Below are 25,107 nucleotides of genomic sequence, written 5' to 3' on the forward strand. Positions count from 1 at the left end.
CGGGTACGTCCGCAGGTACATTGACGCCCGTGAGCACCTCCGACGCCGCCCCCGGTTCGGTGCTCCTGCTCGCCCTCGTCGCGGCGCTCGCGGTGCTGCTCGCCCAGCGTCGACTCGCGGTGCCGCCGGGGCGGCTGCTGTGGCCACCGCCGGTGACGGCGCTGGTGCTGTGGCTCGTCGTCGCGGTCCCGTCGCTGCTGCGCCTGGCCGTGCCGTCACTGCTCGGAACGTTCGGCCGCGACCCGCTGCGGATCCGTGCCGAGGAGGAATGGTGGCGGGTCCTGACCTCGGTGCTCGTGCAGGACGGCGGCGTGCTCCTCACCCTCGTCAACCTGGTCCTCCTCGCCGTCGTCGCGACCGTCGCGGTGCGGGTGTGGGGGCCGGGACGGGCGATCGGGTTGTTCGCGGTGAGCCAGCTGCTGTTCGGACTGTTCACCGCGTTCGTCTCCCCGTCGACCGGGGCGGGCAGCTCCGGTGTGTCGTTCGCGGTCGCCGGGTCGATCGCGGGTCTGTGGCTGGCGGTCGGTGCCCGCGGCGCCGTGCTCGCGGCCGCCGTCGGCAGCTGCCTCGCCGGCGCGGTGCTGGTGGCGGCCGGGGACGGGCACGGCGTGGCCGTCCTCGTCGGTGCGCTGCTCGGTGCGGTGCTCGGGACGGTGGCGCCGCCGCGCCGCGCCGTCCTCTCGGCGGCTGTGCGATCCTGACCGACGTGTCTTCGCTGCTTCGTTCCCTCAACCCTCTGGCCGTCGCGCGCGGCGACGACCTGCCCGACGCCGTCCGCATCGACGGCCACACGCTCTCGCGCAGCGACATCCTCGGCGCGGCCGGCGCCCTCGCCCGCCGCATCGGCGGAGCCGAACGTCTCGCGGTGCTCGCCGCGCCGACGGCGACCACGGTGGTCGCGGTCGTGGGCTGCCTGCTGGCCGGGGTCACCGTCGTCCCGGTGCCACCGGACTCCGGTCCCGCAGAACGCGAGCACATCCTGCGCGACTCGGGCGCGCAGGCGTGGCTCGGGGACGCGCCGGACGAGCCCGGCCTGCCCGTGGTGCCGGTGCGGCTGCACGCCCGCGACTGGCACAGCCACCCGGAACCCGATCCGTCCCGCACGGCGTTCGTGCTGTACACCTCCGGCACCACCGGGGCACCGAAGGGCGTGCTGCTGAGCCGCCGTGCGATCGCGGCCGGAATCGACGCCCTGGCCGAGGCATGGGACTGGACCGAACGCGACACCCTGGTGCACGGGCTGCCCCTGTTCCACGTGCACGGCCTGATCCTCGGAGTGCTCGGTCCGCTGCGCGTCGGCAGCCGGCTCGTCCACACCGGCAGGCCCACCCCGGAGGCGTACGCCGAGGCCCACGGCACCCTCTACTTCGGGGTGCCGACGGTGTGGTCGCGCGTGGTCGAGGACGAGGAGTCCGCGAAGGCCCTGAGCGGCGCGCGGCTGCTCGTGTCCGGCAGTGCGCCGCTGCCCGTCCCCGTGTTCGAGCGCCTGCGCGAGCTGACGGGACTCACCCCGATCGAGCGGTACGGGATGAGCGAGACGATGCTGACGCTGAGCACCCGGACCGACGGGGAGCGCCGTCCCGGATGGGTGGGTACCCCGGTGCGCGGTGTCGAGACCCGGCTGCGCGACGAGCACGGCCACGACGTCCCCCACGACGGGGAGAGCATCGGCGGACTGCAGGTGCGCGGACCGATGTTGTTCGACGGCTATCTGAACCGTCCCGACGCCACAGCCGCGGCCTGGACCCCGGACGGGTGGTTCGTCACCGGTGATGTCGCGGCGATCGACGCAGGTGGGTTCCACCGCATCGTCGGCCGCGAGTCGACGGACCTGATCAAGTCCGGCGGGTTCCGGGTCGGGGCCGGCGAGATCGAAACCGTGCTGCTCGGCGATCCGTCCGTGCGGGAGGTCGCGGTGGTGGGAGTCCCCGACGACGATCTGGGCCAGCGCATCGTCGCGTTCGTGGTGCCCGCACCGGGCGGCCCGGCCGTCGACCCGGCCGCGCTGATCGAGCTCGTGGCCCGTCAGCTCTCCGTGCACAAGCGCCCGCGCGAGGTGCGCGTGGTGGACACCCTCCCGCGCAACGCGATGGGCAAGGTCCAGAAGAAGCAGCTGCTGACCTGACCGCACCCCCGGCGACGGCTCCGAGTGTGAGCCACGTCGCCGCGGGCCTTGTCCGATTCGCGCAGGGCACGTACCTTCCTACGGCAGAGTAAGATTGTTCTCTTTCCGGAGTCATGGGGGGTTCCGCGGAATGTCGGTGTCCGAATTCGGTTCCAGGCCCGGGGTGGCGTTCGTCGTCGACGGAAGGCCCGCCTCGGTCCCGCTGCGCGACCTGCGCGCGGTCGCCCGCAAACTGGTCGCGCACTTCGCGGACAACGTCGCGCCGTGTTCCCTGGAGCCGGGCGACACCCTGCGCGGCGACGTCACGGAGATCACCGTCCGGTGCCTGCGCCTGGCGATCCAGGTGCTCGACACGGGCGAGCTGCCGACCGACTCCGATCTGTCGGAGCTGCGCAGCAGCGCCGCCCAGTGGGCGCGCGCGGGATTCCGGCTGGAATACATGCTGCGGATCTACCACGAGGGCATCCGGCTCGGCTGGGAACTCGTCACCGCCCGGGCCCGGGAGGGCGACGTCGAATCGGTCGCGACCGCGTCGCGGCTGTGGATGGCGCTGCTCGAACACGTCACCGTCGCCGCGACGACCGGGTTCGTCGCCGAGCTCGAGGCGATGCGCCGCAACCGCGACGTCGCGGCCCAGGAACTCGTGACCGCCCTGCTCGGCGGGCAGGACGCCGCCGCCGTCGCGCGCCGGTGCGGGCTCGAGCTGGCCGAGCGGTACACGGTGCTCGGGGTGCGGCTCGACCGGCATCCGGACGAGCGCAACCCGCACGTGCGGCCGGAGGTCGTCGCCCGGCGCACCCTGCGGCGGCTCGAGACCGAACTGGACCGGGTGTGCGACGGCCGGCAGCTGACCATGCTCGGACCCGAGGGCGGCACCGTGCTGCTCGGCGACACCCCGGACGAGCACATCCGCACCGTGCTCTACGAGCGGGTCGCCCGTGCCGCCGGGGTGCCGGTGACGATGTCGCTCGTCGAGTCGGACGTCCCGGGTATTCCCGCCGCGGCCCACCAGGCACACGAACTGCTCGAACTGGTCGGTCACCTGCGCCGGCCCGCAGGCGTGTACCGGATGCAGGACCTGGCATTCGAATACCAGCTGACCCGCCCCGGGCCGGCCCGCGAGCATCTCGTGCGGGTGCTCGATCCGCTGACCCACGCGCCCGAGCTGGTGGAGACCCTCGAAACCCACATCGCCCACGAACTGAGCCGCCAGCGCACCGCCCGGAGCCTGCACGTGCACGCCAACACCGTGGACTACCGGCTCAAGCGCGTCGCGCAGCTCACCGGCTTCGACCCGACCGTCCCCTCCGGGCTGCGGCATCTGCACGCCGCCCTGGTCGCGCGACGGCTCCAGGCCGGCGCGGAAACCGGCGGCCCACCTCGGGACGGCACGTGAGACCGGACCGTTACGATGTGGCGCAGATCATGACGACGGTGTGTGCCGCGCGGCCCGGCACCGGCAGGGGAGGACCAGATGGCAGGAGGCCGCCACAGTGCGCGGACGACACGTGACGGCCGATCGACCCGGGTAGTCGTACTCGTCGGGGTGGCGGTCGTGGCGTTCGCGGCGGCCGGTGTCGGCGTGGTCCGTGCCCTGGCCGGCGGATGCGACACCGTCGAGCAGTACAGCCTCGCCGTCGCCCCGAGCATCGAACCGGCTGTGAGTTCCGTTCTGTCGGGGGGCGCGGACACGCGGTGCTACGAGTTCACGGTCGACGCCGCCGAACCGGGTGACGTCGCCGGGTTGCTCGGCAAGGGAATCGACGCGCCCGACCTGTGGATTCCGGACGCCCGCTGGTGGGCGAGCCGTGCGGCACCGACTGCCGCCGGGCCGGTACAGATGATCGCGGGCGCGGTCGCGAGCACCCCCGCGGTCCTGGTGGGACCGCCCGGGCAGGTTCCGGAGGTGCCCACCTGGCGGGCCGCCCTGGCGATTCCCGATCTGGTGCTGGGCAATCCGCTCCGCACCGGGGTGGCCGCCGCCCCGATCCGGGCGGCCCTGGCGGAGACCCAGGACGACCCCGTCGCGGTCGGCACGGTGCGGACCGCGATGGTGCCGCTGGCTCAGCAGGAGAGCATTCGCACCGAGGAGGCACCCAGCGGTGCGGACCTACTGGCCGCGGCCGGTGCCGACGACGCTGTCGGAATCTCCACCGAGCAGCAGGTGCTGGCGTTCTCGGAGGCGAACGAGTCCGCTCTCGAGAGCCGGGTACCGGCGAACGGCAGCATCCTGCTGGAATACCCGGTGGTGGTGACGTCGCCCGTCCCCGACCGGCACCATCGCGCGACGGACGCCGCGCGGGTGCTGGTCGACGTGCTGGGCACGGAGGACGCCCTCGAGGTGCTGCACGACGAGGGATTCCGCGGACCCGACGGCGAGCCGCTGCCCGAAGGGCGCGGCATCGGGGGTGTGCCGCTGCTGTCGCTGCGGGACGAGGCGATGGCGGAGGAGGCGCTCGGCGCCTGGTCGTTGATGGCACTGCCGATCCGCACGCTCGTCGCGATCGACGTGTCCGGTTCGATGCAGTTCCCGGCCGGTGACGGCACCCGCATGGACCTGACGGTGCGGGCCGCCCTCGCGGGCAATGCGATGTTCCCCGACAGCGTCTCGGCGGGACTGTGGGCCTTCTCGCAGAACCTCGGCGGCGAGGGCCAGGACTACGTCGAGCTGGTGCCGATCCGGCGGTACGACACCGATGTCGACGGGCGCACCCAGCGGGAGGTGATGGCGGCCCAGGCGGAGAAGGTGCCCGGTCTGGTCGGCGGCGGCACCGGCCTGTACGACACGACCCTCGCGGCGTTCCGTGCCGTCCAGCGGAGCTACGACCCGCGCGCGGTCAACAGCGTCATCGTCCTCACCGACGGCGCGAACGAGGACCCCGACAGCATCACCGAGGCGCAGCTCCTCGACATCCTCGCGCGTGAGCAGGATCCGGCGCGGCCGGTGATCGTCGTGACGATCGGCATCACGGAGGACGCGGACGCGCGGACCCTCGCCGAGATCTCCCGGGTGACCAGCGGCTCGAGCTACGTCGCGCGCGACCCCGCGGACATCGCGAACGTCTTCGTCAACGCGCTCGCCGACCGGGGCGAGCGCTGAAGGTCGCCGGCGGGAACCCGGACTACTGCACTCTCGCGCGGGCGCGGCGCTGCCACAGTTGCGACACCGCGGCGATGAACAGGAACAGCACAGCCGTCGAGGCGAGCTGGATCCGGGCGGCGGGATCGAACAACATGAGCACGATGAACGCGCCGAGCATGCCGAGGGTGAGCCAGCTCAGGTAGGGGAACGCCCACATCCGGACGGTGAGGCGGCCCTCCTGTTCCAGGGTCGGCCGCAGCCGCAGGTGGGAGACGACGACGAAGATCCAGATCGCCAGCAGGGCGGAGCCGACCGCGTTGAGCAGGATGCCGAGGATGTCCTCGGGCAGCCACCAGTTCAGCAGGACCGAGACGAATCCGAAGAACACGGACAGCAGCACGGCGTTGCGGGGGACGCCCGTGCGGGAGAGCTTCGCGAGCACGGTCGGACCGTCGCCGCCCCGGGCGAGGGAGTAGGCCATGCGTGAGGTGCCGTAGACGTTGGCGTTGAAGGCCGACAGCAGGGCGATCACCACGACGAGCTCCATGAAACCCGACACGTAGGGGAGGCCGGCGATGTCGAGGACACTGACGAACGGCGAGGTCTCACCGCTCGCGGACGTCCACGGCAGCACCAGCACCATGATCGAGATCGAGCCGAGGTAGAACAGGCTGATACGCCATACGACGGTGCGCACCGCGGTCGCGATGGACCGCTCGGGGTCGCGCGACTCGGCCGCGGCGATGGTGACGATCTCGATGCCGCCGAAGGCGAAGGCGACGGCCAGCAGGCCGGCGGCGATGCCGGCGAGGCCGTTGGGTGCGAATCCGTCGCCGTCGCCGAGCAGGTGGGTCAGCCCCACCGGCTCGGTGTCCGGCAGCAGGCCGAACACCAGCAGCACTCCGATGACGAGGAAGGCGATGATGACCGCGACCTTCAGCGCCGCGAACCAGAACTCGAACTCGCCGAAGTTGGCAACCTTCGCGAGGTTCACCACCGCGAAGAACGTGACGAACACCAGGGCCACGACCCATTGCGGCACACCCGGCAGCCAGCTGCTCACGATCGCCGAGGCGCCGGTGATCTCCACGCCCAGGACCATGATCAGCATGAACCAGTAGAGCCAGCCCATCGTGAACCCGGCCCATTCGCCGATGCCGATGCGGGCGTAGTGGGAGAAGGATCCGCTGGCCGGAAGAGCCGCCCCCATCTCGCCGAGCATGCGCATCACGAAGACGATCATGATGCCGGCGAGGACGTAGGAGACGATCACCGCGGGCCCGGCGGCGGCGATGCCGACGCCGGACCCGAGGAACAGGCCTGCGCCGATCGCGGAACCGAGTCCCATCATCGTCAGGTGCCGGACCTTGAGTCCGTGCTCGAGGTGGTCGGCTTCGGTGAGGGTGTGCTCGGTTTTCGACACGATCGGTTTCTCTGACTCAGTCGTTGGCGTGCAGCGCCGCATTCAGTTCGACGCCGGTGCCCTTGGTGGGGACCACCTCGACGGCGCCGCTGACCGAGTTGCGGCGCAGCATCAGGTTGGAACGGCCGTTGAGGTCCTTGGCCTTGACGACGGTGCCGTCGGGACCGGTGACCTTGGTGCCGGCGGTGACGTACAGGCCGGCCTCGACGATGCAGTCGTCGCCGAGGGAGATGCCCACACCGGCATTGGCGCCGAGCAGGCATCGCTTGCCGATGGAGATGACCTCCTTGCCGCCGCCGGACAGGGTGCCCATGATCGACGCACCCCCACCGATGTCGGAGCCGTCGTCGACGACGACCCCGGCGGAGATGCGGCCCTCGACCATCGAGTTGCCGAGGGTGCCCGCGTTGAAGTTGACGAAGCCCTCGTGCATGACGGTGGTGCCGGAAGCGAGGTGCGCGCCGAGACGGACACGGTCGGCGTCGGCGATGCGCACCCCGGACGGCACGACGTAGTCGACCATGCGGGGGAACTTGTCGACGCCGTACACGGCCACGGGCCCCCGGATACGCAGGCGCGAACGCACCAGTTCGAAGTTGTCCACGGCGCACGGGCCGTAGTTGGTCCACACGACATTGGCGAGCAGGCCGAACACACCGTCGAGGTTGGTGCCGTGCGGCCGGACGAGGCGGTGCGACAGCAGGTGCAGCCGCAGGTAGGCATCGTGGGTGTCGGCCGGCGGCCGGGACAGGTCGGCGATCGTGGTGCGGACCGCGACCTGCTCGACCTCCCGCGCCTCGTCGGGGCCGACGAGCAGCGCGAAGTCGGAGGGAATGTCCGTGCCCTCGAGCCGGGACGTGCCCGTTTCGGTGAATTCGCCGAGCTCGGGGGCCGGGTACCAGGTGTCGAGAACGGTGCCGTCCGCCGCGATGTTGGCGATGCCTACTGCTGATGCTCCCTGTGCACTCACGGTCGAGAAGCGTACGCGAGGCGTCGTCGTTCTCGCGGACGGCCTGGTAAATCGCCCCACGTATTGTTCTTGCATGTCTGCACCGCACCTGGACCTGCATGCCGATCCGATCGAGCTGACCGCTGCCCTGGTGGACATCCCCAGTGTCTCCCGGGACGAGGCGGTGATCGCCGAGTCCGTCGAACAGGCGCTGCGCACCCAGACCACCGGTTTCGAGATCGTCCGCAGTGGTAACGCGGTTCTCGCCCGCACCCGCCTCGGGCGGCCGAGCCGGGTGTTGCTGGCCGGTCACCTCGACACCGTGCCCATCGCGGACAACGTGCCGTCGCGGCGCGCGGGGGAGTTGCTGTACGGGTGCGGCACGACCGACATGAAGTCGGGCGACGCGGTGTTCCTGCACCTGGCCGCCACGATCGCCGAGCCGGCGCACGATCTGACCCTGGTGTTCTACGACTGCGAGGAGATCGCCGCGGTGCACAACGGTCTCGGCCGCATCGAACGGGACCTGCGGGACTGGCTGGACGCGGACGTGGCGATCCTCGGCGAACCGACGGCCGGCCAGATCGAGGCGGGCTGCCAGGGCACCCTGCGGGTGCGGATCGCGGCGAGCGGGGTGCGGGCGCATTCGGCGCGGTCCTGGCTGGGAGACAACGCGATCCACCGGCTGGCCCCGGTGCTCGGGCGGCTCGCGGCCTACGAACCGCGGTCGGTGGACATCGACGGCTGCGTCTACCGCGAGGGTCTGTCCGCGGTGCGGATCGCCGGCGGTGTCGCCGGCAACGTGGTGCCCGACGCCGCGGACCTCGACGTCAACTTCCGGTTCGCGCCCGACCGCACGGTCGAGCAGGCGCTCGCGCACGTGCGAGAGGTGTTCGACGGTCTCGACGTCACCCTCGAGCTCACCGACAGTTCGCCCGGCGCGCTGCCCGGCCTGGCCCACCCCACCGCGGCGGACCTCGTCGCCGCGGCCGGCGGCCGGTTCCGGGCCAAGTACGGGTGGACGGACGTCGCGCGGTTCGCCGCGCTGGGGATCCCGGCGGTCAACTACGGTCCCGGCGATCCGAACCTCGCGCACACCCGGGACGAGCACGTGCCCGTGGGACAGATCACCGAGGTCGCCGACACGCTGCGCAGGTACCTCGCCGGCTGACGCGCACAGCGTCGGATGCGGCAGGCGCGGTGTGCCGCATCCCCTAATCTGAGCGCATGGCGCGCGACACCGACCCCGGATCCCGCGACCGTGCGAGTGCCGACGTGGTGCACCGCGGTCCCGTCCAGCTGCGCCGTGACCGGGCGGCCGAGACCACGACGATGGACCAGCGGCTCCTCGATCGCCGGGGTCCGTCGGACTGGGTGCACACCGATCCGTGGCGGGTGCTGCGCATCCAGAGCGAGTTCGTCGAGGGCTTCGGGGCGCTGGCCGAGGTGCCGCGCGCGGTGGCGGTGTTCGGGTCGGCCCGCACCCCCGTCGACCACCCCGAGTACGTCACCGGACGCGCCCTCGGGGCCGCCTTGGCGGCGGCCGGCTATGCGGTGGTCACCGGTGGGGGGCCGGGGGCGATGGAGGCCGCCAACCGCGGTGCGAGCGAGTCGGGGGGATTCTCGATCGGCCTCGGCATCGAACTGCCGTTCGAGCAGGCCCTCAACGAGTGGGTCGACCTCGGACTGAACTTCCGCTACTTCTTCGCCCGCAAGACGATGTTCGTGAAGTACTCCCAGGCATTCGTCTGTCTGCCCGGCGGATTCGGAACCCTCGACGAGCTGTTCGAGGCGCTCACGCTGGTCCAGACCCGCAAGATCACCAGGTTTCCCATCGTGCTGCTCGGCACCCACTACTGGGCGGGGCTGGTCGAGTGGATCCGGCAGTCGATGATCGGCGAGGGGCGGATCTCGCCGGGCGACCTCGACCTGCTGTATCTGACCGACAGTGTCGAGGAGGCGGTGCAGATCGTGGTCGATGCCCATCGCGGTCAGGACGAGTCGGCGCTGTACGGGGAGGGCGGGTCGTGGTGAGCGGGTTCGATCCGGTCGAGGGCGTCGGCGGCGAGCGCGCGGTCGAGGCGCGGGCGGTGTGCGTCTACTGTGCCTCCGGTCCCGTCGGGGACTCCTACCTCGAGCTGGCGGCGGCGGTGGGGACCGCCATCGGACGACGCGGCTGGCAGCTGGTCTCCGGCGGCGGCAACGTGTCGATGATGGGCGCGCTGGCGGAGGCCACCCGGGCCGCGGGCGGGCACACCGTCGGCGTGATCCCCAAGGCGCTGGTGCACCGTGAGGTCGCCGACGTCGACGCCGACGAGCTGATCGTCACCGACACGATGCGCCAGCGGAAGCAGGTGATGGAGGAGCGGGCCGACGCGTTCGTCGCGCTGCCCGGCGGGATCGGCACCCTCGAGGAACTGTTCGAGACGTGGACGGCCGGCTACCTGGGCATGCACACCAAGCCGGTGGTGCTGCTCGATCCGGTGGGGCACTACCGGGGACTGCTGGACTGGCTCGAGTCGATGGTGCCGACCGGCTTCGTCAATCGTCGCGCCCTCGACGACCTGCAGCTCACCGAGGACGTCGAGGACGCGCTCGACCGGTGCGCCGGGTGAGGGGCTTCCGCAACGCGCCGCGGTTGCTTACTCTGCAGTAAGTTGTTGTCCACCGCCACGAAGGATGCCATGCCCGAGTCCGGTTCGACCATCTCCCTGGTGGGTCTCGCCACCCAGCTTCCGCGAATGCTGCCCGACGTACCGAGCCTGCTGCGCGGCGCGGCGGGCCTGACCCGGCGTCCGGAGGCGCGCGAGTCGATCGGGTCGGTGTTCCAACGCCTGGCCGAGCGGAACCCGGACCGGCCGTTCCTGCGCTTCGAGGGTGACGCCCTCAGCTACGGCGACGCCAATGCGCAGGTCAACCGCTACGCGGCCGTCCTCACCGCGCAGGGTGTGCGCACTGGCGACGTCGTCGCCGTGTTGATGAAGAACCGCCCGGAGGCGTTGCTCGTCGCGCTCGCCACGGTCAAGCTCGGTGCCGCGGCCGGCATGCTCAATCACCATCAGCGCGGGGAGGTCCTCGCGCACAGCCTCGACCTGCTCGACAGCCGGGTCCTCGTGGTCGGCGAGGAGTGCGAGGAGGCCCTGGAATCCCTCGACGGGCCGCCACCGGCCGGAAAGGTGCTGCGCGTCGGCGAACTCGACGACCTCGCCGTCGCCGCCGACTCCGCGAACCCCGCCGTCACCGAGCGCCTGCAGGCGAAGGAGACCGCCTTCTTCATCTTCACCTCGGGCACCACGGGCATGCCCAAGGCCAGCCGGATGACCCACTACCGCTGGCTGAAGTCCATGTCCGGCCTGGGCAGCCTCGGTGTCCGGCTGCGCCGCGACGACACCCTGTACTGCTGCCTGCCGCTGTACCACAACAACGCGCTCACCGTGTCGCTGTCGTCGGTGCTCGCAGCCGGGGCCACGTTCGCGCTCGGCCGCAAGTTCTCCGCCACCGGCTTCTGGGCCGACGCGAAACGCAACGACGCGACGGCGTTCGTCTACATCGGCGAGATCTGTCGCTACCTGCTGAACCAGCCGCCGTCGCCCGACGACCGCGATCACGGCATCCGGTTGATGGTCGGCAACGGACTGCGCGCCGAGATCTGGACCGAGTTCACCGAGCGGTTCGGCATCGCCCGCGTCGCCGAGTTCTACGGTGCGAGCGAGTGCAACATCGCGTTCGTCAACGCCCTGAACCAGCCGCGCACCGCGGGAATCTGCCCACTGCCGTATGCCGTGGTCGACTACGACCACGAGACCGGCAAGGCGCTGCGGGGACCGGACGGCCGGCTGCGCCGGGTCGGGCGCGGCGAGGTGGGCCTGCTGCTGGCGAAGGTCACCGACCGCGCCCCGTTCGACGGTTACACCGATCCGGACGCGAGCGAGTCCAAGCTGGTCCGCGACGGCTTCGAGGACGGCGACACCTGGTTCGACACCGGCGATCTCGTCCGCAGTCAGGGCTTCATGCACGTCGCGTTCGTCGACCGTCTCGGCGACACCTTCCGGTGGAAGGGCGAGAACGTCGCCACCACGGAGGTCGAGGCGGCCGTGTCGGCGAGCGAGTCGATCTCGCAGGCGGTGGTCTACGGGGTCGAGATCCCCGGCACCGACGGCCGGGCCGGGATGGCCGCGGTCACGCTCCACGAGGGCGCCGAGTTCGACGGGGCCGCAGTCGCGGCGCAGCTGTACCGGGCGCTGCCGTCGTACGCGGTGCCGCTGTTCGTCCGGATCGTCGACGAACTCGAGCACACCTCGACGTTCAAGAGCCGCAAGGTGGACCTGCGCAAGCAGGGCTACACCGACACCGGTGAGGATCCGGTGTACGTGCTCACCGGACCGGACGAGGGCTACCGGCCCGCATACGACGGCTACGTCGAGTCCGTCGCCGGTGGCGAGCTGCCGGCGGGCTGAGTTCCGTCGCCGCACCTGCGATTCGCGCGGGCGTCCGGAATCCGCCCACGCCGTGCGGAGGGCGGATTCCGGTTCACCGCTCGGATTCGGCCGCCCGGCGTGCATGCCAGGATGGATCCATGACCGCTTCCGTCACCGTCTCGCCGACCCTCTGCGGCCGCCCGGTCGCCACCGACCGGGCCCTGGTGATGGCAATCGTCAACCGCACCCCGGACTCCTTCTACGACCGGGGTGCGACCTTCACCGACGAGGCCGCGATGGCCGCCGTGGACCGGGCCGTGGCCGAGGGTGCGGACCTCGTCGACATCGGCGGCGTGAAGGCCGGCCCCGGTGAGGTGGTCGACGCAGCAGAGGAGACGCGACGGGTGGTGCCGTTCGTCGCGGCGATCCGGGCCCGGCACCCCCGGCTGCTCGTCAGCGTCGACACCTGGCGCAGCGACGTCGCGCGACGCGCGCTCGCCGAGGGCGCGGATCTGATCAACGACACGTGGGCGGGTGCCGACCCGGAACTGGTGTCCGTCGCCGCCGAACTCGGCGCGGGCATCGTCTGCTCGCACACCGGGGGTGCGGTCCCGCGCACCCGGCCGCACCGCGTGCGCTACACCGACGTCGTCGCCGAGGTGACTCGGGAGATCGTCGCCGCGGCCGAGCGGGCCGCGAAGGCCGGAGTGCCCGGCGACTCCATCCTCATCGATCCGACGCACGATTTCGGCAAGAACACCTTCCACGGGCTCGAGTTGTTGCGGCACGTGGACGTTCTCGTAAATACCGGGTGGCCGGTGCTCATGGCGCTGAGCAACAAGGACTTCATCGGGGAGACTCTGGGGGTGGAACTCGCCGACCGGTTGGAGGGCACATTGGCAGCGACAGCACTTGCGGCCGCGGCAGGCGCGCGGATGTTCCGGGTGCACGAGGTGGCGGCGACCCGGCGCGTGGTGGACATGGTGGCGGCCGTCGCCGGAACCCGGCCCCCGGCGCGCACCGTCAGGGGGCTGGCATGAGCACGGCGGTGACAGGGCCGTCGGCCGGGGCGTTCACCCGGCCCTGGGCCGAGGCGAACAGCTGGGACGAGCCCGGCTGGAGCATTTCCGAACTGGAACGCGCCAAACGCGGCCGGACCGTATCGGTGGTGCTGCCGGCGCTCGACGAGGAGGCGACCGTCGCGGGGGTGGTGGACACCATCCATCCGCTCCTCGGCGGGTTGGTGGACGAGCTGATCGTTCTGGACTCGGGGTCCACCGACCGCACGGCGGAGCGAGCCCGCAGCGCCGGTGCGCGGGTGCTCTCGCGGGAGGAGGCGGTCCCGGGCCTCGCCCCGGTGCCCGGCAAGGGCGAGGTGCTGTGGCGGTCCGTCGCGGCCACCACCGGTGACCTCATCGCGTTCGTCGATTCGGATCTGCTCGAGCCCGACCCGGCGTTCGTCCCGAAGCTGCTCGGGCCACTGCTCACCGGCGACGGCATCCACCTGGTCAAGGGCTATTACCGTCGCCCGCTGCGGGTCAGCGGCGCCGAGGAGGCCAACGGCGGCGGACGGGTCACCGAACTGGTGGCGCGGCCCCTGCTCGCGGCGCTGCGACCGGAGCTGACATGCGTGCTGCAGCCCCTGGGCGGTGAGTACGCCGGGACCCGGGAACTGCTGTCGGCGGTGCCGTTCGCGCCCGGGTACGGCGTCGAGATCGGGCTGCTGCTCGACACCTACGACCGGCTCGGTATCGACGCGATCGCCCAGGTCAACCTCGGTGTGCGCAAGCATCGGAACCGGCCGCTGGGGGAGCTGGGGGTGATGAGCCGGCAGATCGTCGGCACCATGCTGGCCCGTTGCGGGATCCCCGACTCGGGAGCGGGCCTGACCCAGTTCCTGGTGGACGGCGACGGGTTCGTCCCCATCACCACGGAGGTCAGCCTGGTGGACCGGCCCCCGGTCGTCACCGTCACCTGACACCCCGTCGTGTCGGGGGGCCGTGCCAAGATCGGTACATGCTGACGGTTCTGCTCTACCTGCTCGTCGTGGTGGTCGTCGGCGCGGTGCTGTTCCTCGTGGCGAGCGCGGTGTTCGGTCGGGGGGAGACCCTGGCGCCGATCCCGCCGGGCGCCACGGCGACGGCGCTTCCGGTCACCGACGTGACCGGCGCGGACGTCCGCGAGCTGCGTTTCCAGCAGGTGCTGCGGGGCTACAAGACCGCCGAGGTGGACTGGGCGCTCGACCGGCTCGCGCACGAGATCGACGATCTGCGGGCCCGGCTCGCCGAGTACGAGAACACCGGATACGACAACACCGAGTTCGAGAACACCGAGTACGAGAACACCGAATACGACAACACCGGTGGGGTCACTCCGGGCGGCGACGAGGCGGACAGCGGCCGGACCGGGGCATCCGTCGCGGCGGAGGCCGCGCCGGACCGTCGGACAGGGGGGAGTGACGATGGGTGAGGATCGGGTGCGGTGCCCGTGGGCGGTGGATCCGCCGGGGTCCACGCTGTACCGGGACTACCACGACGAGGAGTGGGGCCGCGAGTTGCACGGGCGCGACGAGTTGTTCGAGCGCCTGGCCCTCGAGGCGTTCCAGTCGGGGTTGTCGTGGCTGACGATCCTGCGGAAGCGGGAGGCATTCCGATCGGCGTTCGCGGGTTTCGACGTCGACGTGGTCGCCGGCTACACCGCCGCGGACGTCGACCGCCTGCTCGGCGACGCCGGCATCGTCCGGAACCGGCGCAAGATCGAGGCGGTGATCGGCAACGCCCGGGCGGTGCTCGACCTGCGGGAGACGGACCTCGACACGTTGCTGTGGTCGTTCGCGCCGGCGCGGCGCGCCCGGCGTCTCCGCTCGGTGGCGGAGGTACCGGCGGTGACCCCGGAGTCCACGGCGATGGCCCGGGAACTGAAGCGGCGCGGCTTCGCGTTCGTCGGTCCTACCACGGCGTATGCGCTCATGCAGGCCACCGGGATGGTCGACGACCATCTCGCCGAGTGCTGGGTCGATACGGACGTTCGATCAGGTTCCGGCGACATTAGGGCGGAGTCAGCTACCCGGCGGTCGGCCGGATAGGGAAGAATGATGTCGCGAGCCTCGTCGATTTCCGGCGAGGCCCCCACGGTAACCCACGCGCGCAAGAGTCGAGCGCAGATTTGGAGGGAGCAGAGGATGGCGGCCATGAAGCCCCGGACCGGGGACGGTCCCCTCGAAGCAACCAAAGAGGGACGAGGAATCGTCATGAGGGTTCCACTCGAGGGTGGCGGACGTCTGGTCGTCGAACTCACGCCGGAGGAAGCTGCAGCGCTCGGCGAAGAGCTCAAGGGCGTCACCAGCTAGGTGTCGGCAGCCGGCGACGATTCGCCGGTTCCCCCGGGCCCCGCGCGCCACGGTGCGCGGGGCCCGTTGCTGTTCGTACTCCGGTGCTCTGTGTTTCTCGGAAGGACTGCCCGTGCTCGATGCGGTGACCGACCTGCTCGCCTGCCCCCAGTGCGAGCGTGGGCTCGACCTCGACGAGGGCGTCCTGCTGTGCGAGGCCGGGCACAGCTTCGACGTCGCGCGACAGGGCTATGTCAGCCTCCTGACCGGGGCCGCGACGCGATTCACCGGCGACACCGCCGAGATGATCGCCGCGCGCGCGGACTTCCTCGACGCCGGACACTTCGATCCGCTGCTCGGCGCCGTCGCCCGGGCCTGTGCCGAGCACCCCGCCGGCGACGACGGTGCCCGCGTTCTCGAAGTGGGTGCGGGCACCGGAAGGTACCTTGCAGCGGTGCTCGACGCGCTGCCGGACAGCCGCGGCGTCGGGCTCGACGTGTCCAAACCCGCGGTCCGGCGCATCGCCCGCAGCCACCCCCGCGTCGGGGCCGTGCTCGCCGACGTGTGGCGGCAACTACCGATCCGCAGCGGCGTCCTCACCCACGTGCTGTCCGTCTTCGCGCCCCGCAACGCCGCCGAGACGCATCGCGTTCTCGCCCCCGGCGGTGTGCTCGTCGTCGCGGCTCCCACCCCGGCGCACCTGCGCGAGCTGGTGACGCTGCCGGGGATGGTCCAGGTGGACGAACGCAAGACCGAGCGGCTCGGGGCGGCGTTGTCCGGCGGGTTCGAGCGGGTCGACCGCGCCGACGTGCAGTTCACCCTGGAACTCGACCGTCCGGCACTGGGCCGGCTGGCCGGGATGGGACCGTCGGGGCACCACCTGACCGGCGAACGGCTGGCCGAACTGGTCGGGGGACTGCCGGAGCCGTTCCCGGTGACGGCCTCGGTGACCGTCACCGTGTGGGCACGGCGCTCGGACTGATCCGGCCCTCCGTCCCGCGCTCATTGCCGCGTGGCGGCGACCTCCTGCTCAGTGCCGCGTGGCGGCGACCTCCTGGTAGACCGCGAGTGTCTGCCGCGCAATCTGTGCCCAGGAGAACTCCGCGATGGCCCGCGCCCGCCCGGCCCGGCCCATCTCGGCAGCGAGCACTGCGTCCCCGGCAACCTCGTCGATCGCCGCCGCCAGCGCCTGCTCGTACGCTCGCGGCTCGTAGGAGTTGTAGTGCACCAGCCGGCCGGTGACCCCGTCCTCGACGACCTCGGGGATGCCCCCGACGTCCGATGCGACGACCGCGGTCTCGCAGGCCATCGCCTCGAGATTGACGATTCCCAGCGGTTCGTACACCGAAGGGCATACGAAAACTCTTGCGGCCGAGAGGATTTCGCGGACGGACTCGGTGGGCAGCATTTCCCGGACCCAGAAGACGTTGCCGCGCCGGCGTTCGAGTTCGGCCACGGCCTGCTCGGTTTCGGCGGCGATCTCCGGGGTGTCCGGGGCCCCGGCGCACAGCACCAGCTGGATCCCGGGATCGACGTCGTGGGCGGCGGCGATCAGGTGCCCGACACCCTTCTGGCGCGTGATGCGCCCGACGAACGCGACGATCGGCCGATCGGGGTCGACGCCGATCTTCTCCAGCGCGGACGGCTCTCCCGGTTCGGCCGGGCCCGGATGCCACACGCCGGTGTCGATGCCGTTGCGCACGACATGCACGCGCGCCGGGTCGACGAACGGATACGCGTCCAGCACGTCGAGTCGCATCCCGGCACTGACCGCGACGACCGCGTCCGCGTGCTCGACCGCGTTGCGTTCGGACCACGACGAGATGCGGTAGCCCCCGCCCAGCTGCTCGGCCTTCCACGGTCTGCGCGGTTCGAGCGAATGGGCCGTCAGCACGTGCGGCACGTCGTACAGCTCGGCGGCGAGGTGCCCCGCCAGGCCGGTGTACCAGGTGTGCGAGTGGACGACGTCGGCGCTGCCGGCGGCGTGCGCCATCCGCAGCTCGGCCGACAGCGTCGTCAGCGCCGGGTTGGCGCCTGCCAGGGCGGGATCGGGGCCGTGGACGAAGACGCCCTCCCGGGGCGCTCCCATGCAGTGCACGTCGACTTCGCACAGCCGGCGCAACTGCGCAACCAGTTCGGTGACGTGCACGCCGGCACCACCGTAGACCTCCGGCGGGTACTCCCGCGTCATCATTGCCACCCGCACCGGATCAAACTATCCGGCGCGTGACGTTCCGGCCACCGATGGGCTCTTCGCTGGCGGTGGCGGGGGGTGGCGGATAGGTTGACTGTGTGAGGAGCCAGCCCCATGTGCTTGGAATCGTGCTCGCCGGCGGCGAGGGCAAACGCCTGTATCCGCTGACGGCGGACCGCGCGAAACCGGCGGTACCGTTCGGCGGTGCCTACCGACTGATCGACTTCGTGCTCAGCAACCTGGTCAACGCCGGGTTCCTGCGGATCTGCGTGCTGACGCAGTACAAGTCGCACTCGCTGGACCGGCACATCTCCCAGACCTGGCGGCTGTCGGGTTTCACCGGCGAGTACATCACCCCGGTGCCGGCGCAGCAGCGGCTCGGCCCGCGCTGGTACACGGGCAGCGCCGACGCCATCCTCCAGTCGCTCAACCTCGTCTACGACGAGGATCCGGAGTACATCGTGGTGTTCGGCGCCGACCACGTCTACCGGATGGATCCGGAGCAGATGGTGCGCCAGCACATCGAGTCCGGCGCAGGGGTGACCGTCGCCGGTATCCGGGTGCCGCGCAGCGAGGCGTTCGCGTTCGGCTGCATCGACAGCGACGAGCAGGGGCGCATCACCCAGTTCCTGGAGAAGCCCGCCCACCCGCCCGGCACCCCGGACGATCCCAACGTCACCTTCGCCTCGATGGGCAACTACGTCTTCACCACCAAGGTGCTGGTCGAGGCGTTGCGGGCGGACTCGGAGAACCCGGACTCCGACCACGACATGGGCGGCGACATCATCCCCGCCCTCGTCGCCCAGGGCGCCGCCCACGTCTACGACTTCAACGACAACGTCGTGCCCGGCGCCACCGAACGCGACCGTGGATACTGGCGCGACGTGGGTACCCTCGACGCGTTCTACGACGCGCACATGGACCTGGTGTCGGTGCATCCGATCTTCAACCTCTACAACCGGCGCTGGCCCATCCGCGGCGCCTCCGAGATGTGGCCGCCGGCGAAGTTCGTCCAGGGTGGTCTCGCGCAGGAGTCGATCGTCGGATCGGGCAGCATCCTGTCCGCCGCCACCGTCCGCAACTCGGTGCTCAGTTCCAATGTCATGATCGAGGACGGCGCCACCGTGGAGGGCAGTGTCCTGATGCCGGGGGTGCGCATCGGCAAGGGCGCGGTCGTGCGGCGTGCGATCCTCGACAAGAACGTCGTCGTCGGCGACGGCGAGATCATCGGCGTCGACCTCGAACGCGACCGGCAACGCTTCGCCGTGAGCAGCGGCGGCGTCGTCGCCATCGGTAAGGGCGTGTGGATCTGACCGTGTGAATCCGACCGTGTGAATCCGACCGCGGGGATCCGACCGGGGCCCGCGCCGGGGCTCAGAGTTTGGCGGCGCAGAGCAGCCCGTCGCCCACCGGCAGCAACACCGGAGCGAGACGCTCGTCGGTCACCACCGCCCGGGTGGCCTCCCGGACGGCCAGGACGACGGAGTCGCGTTCGGCCGGATCGGCCACCCGGCCGCAGAGCAGCGCATGGTGCAGCACGATGGCCCCGCCCGGACGCAGCAGCCGGACCCCTTCCCGGACGTAGTGCGGGTGATCGGCGGGGGTGGCGTCGACGAACACCAGGTCGTACGCGGAGTCGGCCAGCCGGGGCAGCACGTCCAGCGCGCGCCCGTTGATCAGGCGGGTGCGCGAGGCCGTGACCCCGGCCTCCCGGAACGCGGTCTTGGCGGCGCGCTGATGTTCGGGCTCGCTGTCGATGGTGGTCAGGACACCGTCCTCGCGCAGGCCCCGCAGCAACCACAGCCCGCTGACGCCGGCACCGGTGCCCACCTCGACGACCGTCCGGGCGTCGAGCATGCGGGTGAACATCGCGAGAGCCGCACCCACCGCTGCCGGGATCGGCTCGGCCCCGAGATCGAGGGCACGCTCGCGCGCCGTGGCGAGGTTGTCGTCCTCTGTGACGTTCTCGACGTGAGCCAGTATCCGTTCGGCATTCGTGTGCACCCCAGTGAGGTTATCGTCGCCGGGGTCCGGTCGCAGGCAGGCGCGCACGGCGACAGGATTCTCAGGCGATGCTCAGGTTGCTCATATCGGCACCACATCACCGTGCGTGAAGGTGTAGGTACCACAACAGACCGCACCGACAGGCGCTCGCGGCCCGGGAACAAACCCGGCGTACACGGTGTTGGACCACGACACCCGACATCCGACACTCGCGATCACGCGGTCCCGAAGAGGAGGATCCAGCGATCCACATGGCCGATTCCCCCCAGCTCCCCAGCCCCGACGTCGAGCCCACGGCCGACGTCGAGCTCACCGGCACGGCAGTGTTCGACGCCACCGGTGACCGTGCGGTGATGCCGTCGTGGGACGAGCTGGTGCGCGAGCACGGCGACCGGGTGTACCGGCTCGCCTACCGCTTGTCCGGGAACGCGCAGGACGCCGAGGATCTCACCCAGGACACCTTCATCCGGGTCTTCCGCTCGTTGCAGAACTACCAGCCGGGCACCTTCGAGGGCTGGCTGCACCGCATCACCACGAACCTTTTCCTCGACATGGTCCGGCGCCGCAACCGCATCCGCATGGAGGCGCTGCCCGAGGACTACGACCGCGTGCCCTCCGCGGGCCCGGATCCCGAGCAGATCTACCACGACGCCCGGCTCGGCGCCGACCTGCAGTCCGCGCTGGACTCGCTGGCGCCGGACTATCGTGCTGCTGTGGTCCTGTGTGACATCGAAGGTCTGTCCTACGAGGAAATCGGTGCCACACTGGGAGTCAAGCTCGGCACGGTGCGCAGCCGCATCCATCGCGGACGGCAGGCGCTGCGTGAGCACCTGCGCGAGCATGGGAAGGTCGAAGTCGGTCGAGTCGATGCGGGGTAGCCGCCAGGAGGGTTTCATGACGAGGGCACACCCGACCCGCCGGTTCGGTTCCACGGAGCACCTGGCGAGTGAGGCTGTGGCAGCGTACGTGGACGGCGAACTGCGGATGAATGCGTATCTCCGCGCGGCCGAGCATCTGGCCGTGTGCCCGGAGTGCGCCGCGGAGGTCGAGGCACAGCAGCAGGCCCGTCGCGCGTTGCGCGACGCCGCCCGGATGGCTCCGCCCCCGATGTCGAGTACTCTCCTGGGCGCTCTCGCCGACATTCCGCAGCATCATCGGAACCTGCCCGCGTCCGGTTTCCAGGGCATGCCGGCGACCGACCGGTTCGGGTCGGCCGCGCGACGCTGGCCGATCCGCTGGCGCCGTTGACGGTGCCCGAACCCGTGTGCGGTGATCAGTCCGGGACGTCCGGTGGCAGTGCCGTCGGTGATACGAGTCGCTGGTGATACGGGTGGCTTCGGTGACGGCGGGCCCATCGGTGATACTGGGTCCATCGGTGATACTGGGTCCATCGGTGATACTGGGCACCGTGACTGACGGACACGGGGGAGACGGGCACGCGTGACAGCGGAATCAGTAGAGTCCGAGCGTCGGGCCGGGGAGTCCGAGCGTCGGGCCGGCTCTCCGGAGACGGACGGTGCCGCCGCGCCTGAGGTGTCCCGCCGTGCCGATGCATCCCGTCTGCAGCCCCGCCCGGTCTACCGCCCGGCCGTCGACGATGCCGCCAACCGCGTCTTCGGCCGTCCGGCCGGCACGACCGGCCCGTTCGGGCGGTCCGCCGAGGAACGCGCCGCCGAGCCGCCGGTCCGTCACGGTGCGCCCACCGATCCGGTGCTGGCCGAGGCGTTCGGCCGACCCGCGGACACCTCCGAGATCCTGCAACGGCCCCCCGTCGACCCGGACGCCGAGGCCGATGCGGACGGTCCCGAGCCGGACCCGTGGCGCGACCCCGCCACGAACGTGCGCCTGGGCGCGCCCGCACAGTCCCACGACGAGCAGCCGCTGCCGCCCGCCCCGAAGCTCACGCTGCGGGAGGTCCTCTTCGGCGGCCGGATCGAGACCCGCGCCCTCGCCACGCTCGCCGCGGTCGCGCTGACCATCGGCATGGTCGGCGGCCTCGTCGTCGCGCTCGTCACGTCCGACACCGGATCCCTCACCAGCCGTAGCGTGACGCTGGCCCAGGTGGACCAGGACGGCGACCTGCCGTCCGGGCAGGTGGCCCGCGTCGCCGATGCGGTGCTGCCCGCGGTGGTCTCGATCCAGGTGACCCTCGGCGAGGAGGCCGGTACCGGGTCCGGTGTCGTCATCGACGGCGCCGGATACATCGTCACCAACAACCACGTCGTCTCGATGGCCGCCACGGCACCGGACGCCAAGATCCAGGTCACGTTCAACGACGGCACGAAGGTGCCTGCCGAGATCGTCGGCCGGGACATCAAGACCGATCTGGCGGTGCTCTCGGTCGACGCGGACAACCTCACGGTCGCCGAACTCGGCCGTTCGGAGGACGTGCAGGTGGGGGAGGACGTGATCGCCGTCGGTTCCCCGCTCGGACTGAGCAAGACCGTCACCCGCGGCATCGTCAGCGCACTCAACCGCCCGATGCGCCTGGGCGGGCAGGGCACCGACACCGATGCCGTGATCGACGCCGTGCAGACGGACGCCTCCATCAACCCCGGCAACTCCGGCGGCCCGCTCGTCGATGCCGAGGGCCGCGTCATCGGCATCAACTCGGCCATCAAGACCGAGACGGGTGGTTCCGTCGGTCTCGGGTTTGCCATCCCGATCGACGACGTCACCGCCGTCGCCCAGGAACTGATCCGCACCGGCGAGATGCGCCACCCGGAGATCGGCGTCAACACCCGTAGCGTGGCCAACGACGTCGCCAGCGGCGCCGAGGTCGCCAACGTGCAGCAGGGCAGCCCTGCGCAGCAGGCGGGCATCGTCGAGGGCGACGTCATCGTCAAGGTCGGGGACCGCGAGGTGACCAGCGCGGACGAACTGGTCGTCGCCGTGCATGCCCAGGAGATCGGCAAGCCGGTCACGGTGCAGCTGGTACGTGCGGGACGCCTGGTCGACGTGCAGGTGACCCCGATGTCCGACTGACCGTCCGCTGCCGCTTCGCTGGGAATCCGCTGTGACCTGGGTCCTCCGGGCTGCGAACCCCGCGTCACCACGTACCCTGGAACGGTGTTCGGCAATATCGGTTGGGGCGAATTCATGGTCCTGCTCGTCGCGGCGCTCGTGGTCCTCGGCCCCGAGCGGCTGCCCGGTGCGGTGTCCTGGGTGACCAGGTCGCTGCGGCAGGTCCGCGACTACGCATCCGGCGCGAAGGAGCAGCTGAAGGAGGAGCTCGGCCCCGAGTTCGACGACCTGCGGCAACCCCTGTCCGAACTGAACCAGCTCCGTGGCATGACGCCGAAGGCGGTCATCACCAAGCACTTGCTGGACGGCGACGACTCCCTACTCACCGGCGACTTCGACAAGCCCGGCACCAAGCCGGTGAGCAAGCCCGTCCCGCCGCCGTTGACAGCGGGAGAAAAGCCCCCCATCGACTCGGACGCGACCTAGACCTAGGCCGCTGCGCGGCCGGTGTGTCCTTTGGGCGGTCAGGACAGCCCAAAGGACACACCGGCGCCGCAGGCGCCTAGAGGTGACGGGTGGTGTCGATCCCCAGCGACATGCCGGCCAGGCCGCGGCGACGCACGGCGAGCTTCTCGGCGATCTCGCGCAGCGCCGTGCCTGCGGGCGAGTCGGGGGCACTGAGAACGATCGGGGTTCCGGCGTCGCCGGCCTCGCGGATCGCCGGATCGAGCGGGATCTGACCCAGCAGCGGGACGGTCGCGCCGACGGCGCGGGTGAGCCGCTCGGAGACGGCCTGACCGCCACCCGTGCCGAACACGTCCATCCGGGTGCCGTCGGGCAGCTCGAGCCACGACATGTTCTCCACGACGCCGACGATGCGCTGGCGGGTCTGCAGGGCGATGGAGCCGGCCCGCTCGGCGACTTCGGCGGCCGCCTGCTGCGGAGTGGTGACCACGAGGATCTCGGCGCCGGGGATCAACTGCGCGACGGAAATCGCGACGTCGCCCGTGCCGGGCGGCAGGTCGAGCAGCAGCACGTCCAGATCGCCCCAGAACACGTCGGCGAGGAACTGCTGCAGCGCGCGGTGCAGCATCGGTCCCCGCCAGACCACGGGCGTGTTGCCCTGGGTGAACTGGGCGATGGAGATCATCTTCACGTCGTGCGCGATCGGCGGCATGATCATCCGCTCCACCTGGGTGGGCTTGGCGTCGGTGCCGAGCATGCGCGGAATGGAGTGGCCGTAGATGTCGGCGTCCAGCACACCCACGGACAGGCCCCGTGCGGCCATGGCGGCGGCGAGGTTGACCGTGACGGAGGACTTGCCGACCCCGCCCTTGCCGGAGGCCACCGCGTAGACGCGGGTGAGCGAGCCGGGCTGGGCGAACGGGATGACCGGCTCGGTGGAGTCGCCGCGCAACGACTTGCGCAGCTCGGTGCGCTGCTCGTCGTTCATGACGTCGAGTTCGACGCGGACCGCGGAGACACCGGCGACGTCGGCCACAGCCTTGGTGACCCGGTCGGTGATCTCGGTGCGCAGCGGACAGCCGGCGGTGGTCAGGTAGATGCCGACGTCGACGCTGCCGTCGCCGCCGATCTCGATGCTCTTGACCATGCCGAGTTCGGTGATCGGCTTACGGATCTCGGGATCCTGAACCCGCGCCAGGGCGCTGCGGACGTCGGACTCGCTGACTGCCATGGCATCAATCGTAGGTGGCACCCGCTCAGTGGATGCGCGGCAGGTCCGCCGCGCTGGGGGTGACGCCGGTCGAATAGGCGGCCGACCAGGCGAGCACGTTCGCGACGTACGCCATGGAGTTGTTGTAGCGATGGATGGCCTTGGTGGCCTGCGCGAGGTCGTGCATGTTGTTGCCGCCGTCGCACAGGTACTTGGCGGTGGTGAGGGTGGAGTCGTACAGGTTCTGCGGGTCGGCGACGCCGTCGCCGTTGCCGTCGCCGGCGTAGAGCTTCCACGTGGAGGGGATGAACTGCATGGGGCCGACCGCTCGGTCGTAGACGGTGTCGCCGTCCAGGGTGCCGCCGTCGGTGTCCCGGATGACGGCCTGGCCGCGCAGGCTGCCGTCGAGGGGCAGACCGATCACGGGTTCGAGGAGGTTGCCCTTGTCGTCGGCCTTACCGCCCTTGGCATGGCCGGACTCGACCTGGCCGATGCCGGCGAGCAGTGTCCAGTACATGTTGCAGCCGGGGGTCTCGGCGGCGAGGATCCGCTCGGCGTTCTGGTAGGCGGCGAAGTTGATGCCGGGAATCCCGAGGGGGCCGGGCTGGAGCGGTGCCGGGGCGGCGGGGGCAGGCTCCGGGGCGGGCGCGGGGGCCGCCGCGGGCTCCGCGGTAGGCTCCGGTGCGGTCATGAGGGCGGCCGCGGCGGCGACGTCGCGGGAGATCCCGTCGGCGATGTAGGTGGTCTCGGTCGCCGCAGTCACGGGCTCGGCCACCGCTTCGGTGTCCTGCACGCCGAACAGGGTCTTGGGGCTCGCCCCGGCGCTGGTGGCCGCGGCGACCACGCCGACCGGAACCAGTCCGGTGAGGGCGATGACCGAATTGCGGCGGAGCTTGGACTCCGAAGGCTTCCTGTGCCGACCCACTCGATACCTCCTGGGCGCCT

General features: G+C 71.0%; 25 protein-coding genes. 19 read left to right on the forward strand and 6 right to left on the reverse strand.

Features of this window, described 5'->3' with window-relative positions:
• Positions 1–29 precede the first annotated feature (29 nt).
• The 4 genes from RR3_RS01050 to RR3_RS01065 all read left to right on the forward strand — a co-directional run bounded on the left by RR3_RS01050 (position 30) and on the right by RR3_RS01065 (position 5,225).
• Complete coding sequence (locus RR3_RS01050) at positions 30–701, forward strand: rhomboid family intramembrane serine protease (protein ID WP_017680207.1); 672 nt, start codon at positions 30–32, stop codon at positions 699–701.
• A 5-nt stretch (positions 702–706) separates the two neighbouring features.
• Positions 707–2,125 (forward strand): acyl-CoA synthetase, encoded by a 1,419-nt coding sequence (locus tag RR3_RS01055; RefSeq protein ID WP_010592465.1) that lies wholly within the window; start codon positions 707–709, stop codon positions 2,123–2,125.
• A 130-nt stretch (positions 2,126–2,255) separates the two neighbouring features.
• The gene (locus RR3_RS01060; RefSeq protein ID WP_010592464.1) at positions 2,256–3,521 is read left to right on the forward strand and encodes a PucR family transcriptional regulator; all 1,266 of its coding nucleotides are present in this window, start codon (positions 2,256–2,258) and stop codon (positions 3,519–3,521) included.
• Positions 3,522–3,671: 150 nt separating this feature from the next.
• The gene (locus RR3_RS01065; protein ID WP_010592463.1) at positions 3,672–5,225 is read left to right on the forward strand and encodes a substrate-binding domain-containing protein; all 1,554 of its coding nucleotides are present in this window, start codon (positions 3,672–3,674) and stop codon (positions 5,223–5,225) included.
• Between the two features lie 22 nt (positions 5,226–5,247).
• On the opposite strand, the gene RR3_RS01070 is transcribed toward RR3_RS01065, so the two are convergent.
• A complete protein-coding gene (locus RR3_RS01070) occupies positions 5,248–6,630 on the reverse strand; it encodes an amino acid permease (protein WP_010592462.1) in 1,383 nt (460 codons plus the stop codon).
• A 16-nt stretch (positions 6,631–6,646) separates the two neighbouring features.
• Complete coding sequence (gene dapD / locus RR3_RS01075; protein WP_010592461.1) at positions 6,647–7,600, reverse strand: 2,3,4,5-tetrahydropyridine-2,6-dicarboxylate N-succinyltransferase; 954 nt, start codon at positions 7,598–7,600, stop codon at positions 6,647–6,649.
• A gap of 73 nt (positions 7,601–7,673) precedes the next feature.
• Between dapD and dapE the strand changes: the two genes are divergently transcribed.
• The 10 genes from dapE to RR3_RS01125 all read left to right on the forward strand — a co-directional run bounded on the left by dapE (position 7,674) and on the right by RR3_RS01125 (position 16,307).
• Positions 7,674–8,750, forward strand: coding sequence for a succinyl-diaminopimelate desuccinylase (dapE, locus tag RR3_RS01080; RefSeq protein WP_064065829.1), 1,077 nt, complete (start codon positions 7,674–7,676; stop codon positions 8,748–8,750).
• Between the two features lie 56 nt (positions 8,751–8,806).
• Positions 8,807–9,613 carry an LOG family protein gene (locus RR3_RS01085; protein WP_010592459.1) on the forward strand — a complete coding sequence of 269 codons (807 nt, stop codon included), beginning with the start codon at positions 8,807–8,809 and terminating at the stop codon, positions 9,611–9,613.
• Positions 9,607–10,194, forward strand: coding sequence for an LOG family protein (locus RR3_RS01090; RefSeq protein ID WP_010592458.1), 588 nt, complete (start codon positions 9,607–9,609; stop codon positions 10,192–10,194). The genes RR3_RS01085 and RR3_RS01090 overlap by 7 nt, the downstream gene beginning before the upstream one ends.
• Positions 10,195–10,263: 69 nt before the next feature.
• Positions 10,264–12,036 carry a long-chain-acyl-CoA synthetase gene (locus tag RR3_RS01095; RefSeq protein WP_010592457.1) on the forward strand — a complete coding sequence of 591 codons (1,773 nt, stop codon included), beginning with the start codon at positions 10,264–10,266 and terminating at the stop codon, positions 12,034–12,036.
• Positions 12,037–12,155: 119 nt separating this feature from the next.
• The gene (gene folP / locus RR3_RS01100; protein ID WP_010592456.1) at positions 12,156–13,037 is read left to right on the forward strand and encodes a dihydropteroate synthase; all 882 of its coding nucleotides are present in this window, start codon (positions 12,156–12,158) and stop codon (positions 13,035–13,037) included.
• Positions 13,034–13,975 (forward strand): glucosyl-3-phosphoglycerate synthase, encoded by a 942-nt coding sequence (locus RR3_RS01105; RefSeq protein ID WP_064065830.1) that lies wholly within the window; start codon positions 13,034–13,036, stop codon positions 13,973–13,975. Before folP ends, RR3_RS01105 begins: the two co-directional genes overlap by 4 nt.
• A gap of 38 nt (positions 13,976–14,013) precedes the next feature.
• Positions 14,014–14,466 carry a DivIVA domain-containing protein gene (locus RR3_RS01110; RefSeq protein ID WP_010592454.1) on the forward strand — a complete coding sequence of 151 codons (453 nt, stop codon included), beginning with the start codon at positions 14,014–14,016 and terminating at the stop codon, positions 14,464–14,466.
• Positions 14,459–15,082 carry a DNA-3-methyladenine glycosylase I gene (locus tag RR3_RS01115; protein ID WP_010592453.1) on the forward strand — a complete coding sequence of 208 codons (624 nt, stop codon included), beginning with the start codon at positions 14,459–14,461 and terminating at the stop codon, positions 15,080–15,082. Before RR3_RS01110 ends, RR3_RS01115 begins: the two co-directional genes overlap by 8 nt.
• A gap of 96 nt (positions 15,083–15,178) precedes the next feature.
• The gene (locus RR3_RS01120) at positions 15,179–15,346 is read left to right on the forward strand and encodes a DUF3117 domain-containing protein (protein ID WP_003936084.1); all 168 of its coding nucleotides are present in this window, start codon (positions 15,179–15,181) and stop codon (positions 15,344–15,346) included.
• Positions 15,347–15,458: 112 nt separating this feature from the next.
• A complete protein-coding gene (locus RR3_RS01125) occupies positions 15,459–16,307 on the forward strand; it encodes a putative RNA methyltransferase (protein ID WP_010592452.1) in 849 nt (282 codons plus the stop codon).
• Between the two features lie 48 nt (positions 16,308–16,355).
• On the opposite strand, the gene glgA is transcribed toward RR3_RS01125, so the two are convergent.
• Positions 16,356–17,531, reverse strand: coding sequence for a glycogen synthase (gene glgA / locus RR3_RS01130; protein ID WP_072786282.1), 1,176 nt, complete (start codon positions 17,529–17,531; stop codon positions 16,356–16,358).
• Positions 17,532–17,617: 86 nt separating this feature from the next.
• Here glgA and glgC point away from each other — a divergent pair, with 86 nt between their 5' ends.
• Entirely contained in the window at positions 17,618–18,832 is a 1,215-nt protein-coding gene (gene glgC / locus RR3_RS01135) for a glucose-1-phosphate adenylyltransferase (protein ID WP_003936087.1), read from the forward strand.
• Between the two features lie 61 nt (positions 18,833–18,893).
• Here glgC and RR3_RS01140 read toward each other — a convergent pair whose 3' ends face one another.
• Positions 18,894–19,523, reverse strand: a complete 630-nt coding sequence (locus tag RR3_RS01140; RefSeq protein ID WP_010592449.1) for an O-methyltransferase — start codon at positions 19,521–19,523, stop codon at positions 18,894–18,896.
• 251 nt (positions 19,524–19,774) lie between these two features.
• Here RR3_RS01140 and sigE point away from each other — a divergent pair, with 251 nt between their 5' ends.
• The 4 genes from sigE (at position 19,775) to tatB (ending at position 22,973) form a co-directional block, all read left to right on the forward strand.
• Complete coding sequence (gene sigE, locus RR3_RS01145) at positions 19,775–20,401, forward strand: RNA polymerase sigma factor SigE (protein ID WP_010592448.1); 627 nt, start codon at positions 19,775–19,777, stop codon at positions 20,399–20,401.
• A gap of 16 nt (positions 20,402–20,417) precedes the next feature.
• Positions 20,418–20,771, forward strand: coding sequence for a zf-HC2 domain-containing protein (locus tag RR3_RS01150; RefSeq protein ID WP_010592447.1), 354 nt, complete (start codon positions 20,418–20,420; stop codon positions 20,769–20,771).
• A 285-nt stretch (positions 20,772–21,056) separates the two neighbouring features.
• A complete protein-coding gene (locus RR3_RS01155; protein ID WP_017680198.1) occupies positions 21,057–22,508 on the forward strand; it encodes a S1C family serine protease in 1,452 nt (483 codons plus the stop codon).
• A gap of 84 nt (positions 22,509–22,592) precedes the next feature.
• On the forward strand, positions 22,593–22,973 hold the full coding sequence (gene tatB / locus RR3_RS01160) for a Sec-independent protein translocase protein TatB (protein WP_010592445.1): 381 nt from the start codon (positions 22,593–22,595) through the stop codon (positions 22,971–22,973).
• 76 nt (positions 22,974–23,049) lie between these two features.
• Here tatB and RR3_RS01165 read toward each other — a convergent pair whose 3' ends face one another.
• Together RR3_RS01165 and RR3_RS01170 are read right to left on the reverse strand one after the other, a co-directional pair.
• Positions 23,050–24,183, reverse strand: a complete 1,134-nt coding sequence (locus RR3_RS01165) for an Mrp/NBP35 family ATP-binding protein (protein ID WP_003936093.1) — start codon at positions 24,181–24,183, stop codon at positions 23,050–23,052.
• 25 nt (positions 24,184–24,208) lie between these two features.
• Complete coding sequence (locus RR3_RS01170) at positions 24,209–25,087, reverse strand: lytic transglycosylase domain-containing protein (protein ID WP_010592444.1); 879 nt, start codon at positions 25,085–25,087, stop codon at positions 24,209–24,211.
• Positions 25,088–25,107: the final 20 nt, after the last annotated feature.

This window comes from Rhodococcus ruber NBRC 15591, from assembly GCF_001894945.1.
Lineage (GTDB): Bacteria > Actinomycetota > Actinomycetes > Mycobacteriales > Mycobacteriaceae > Rhodococcus > Rhodococcus ruber.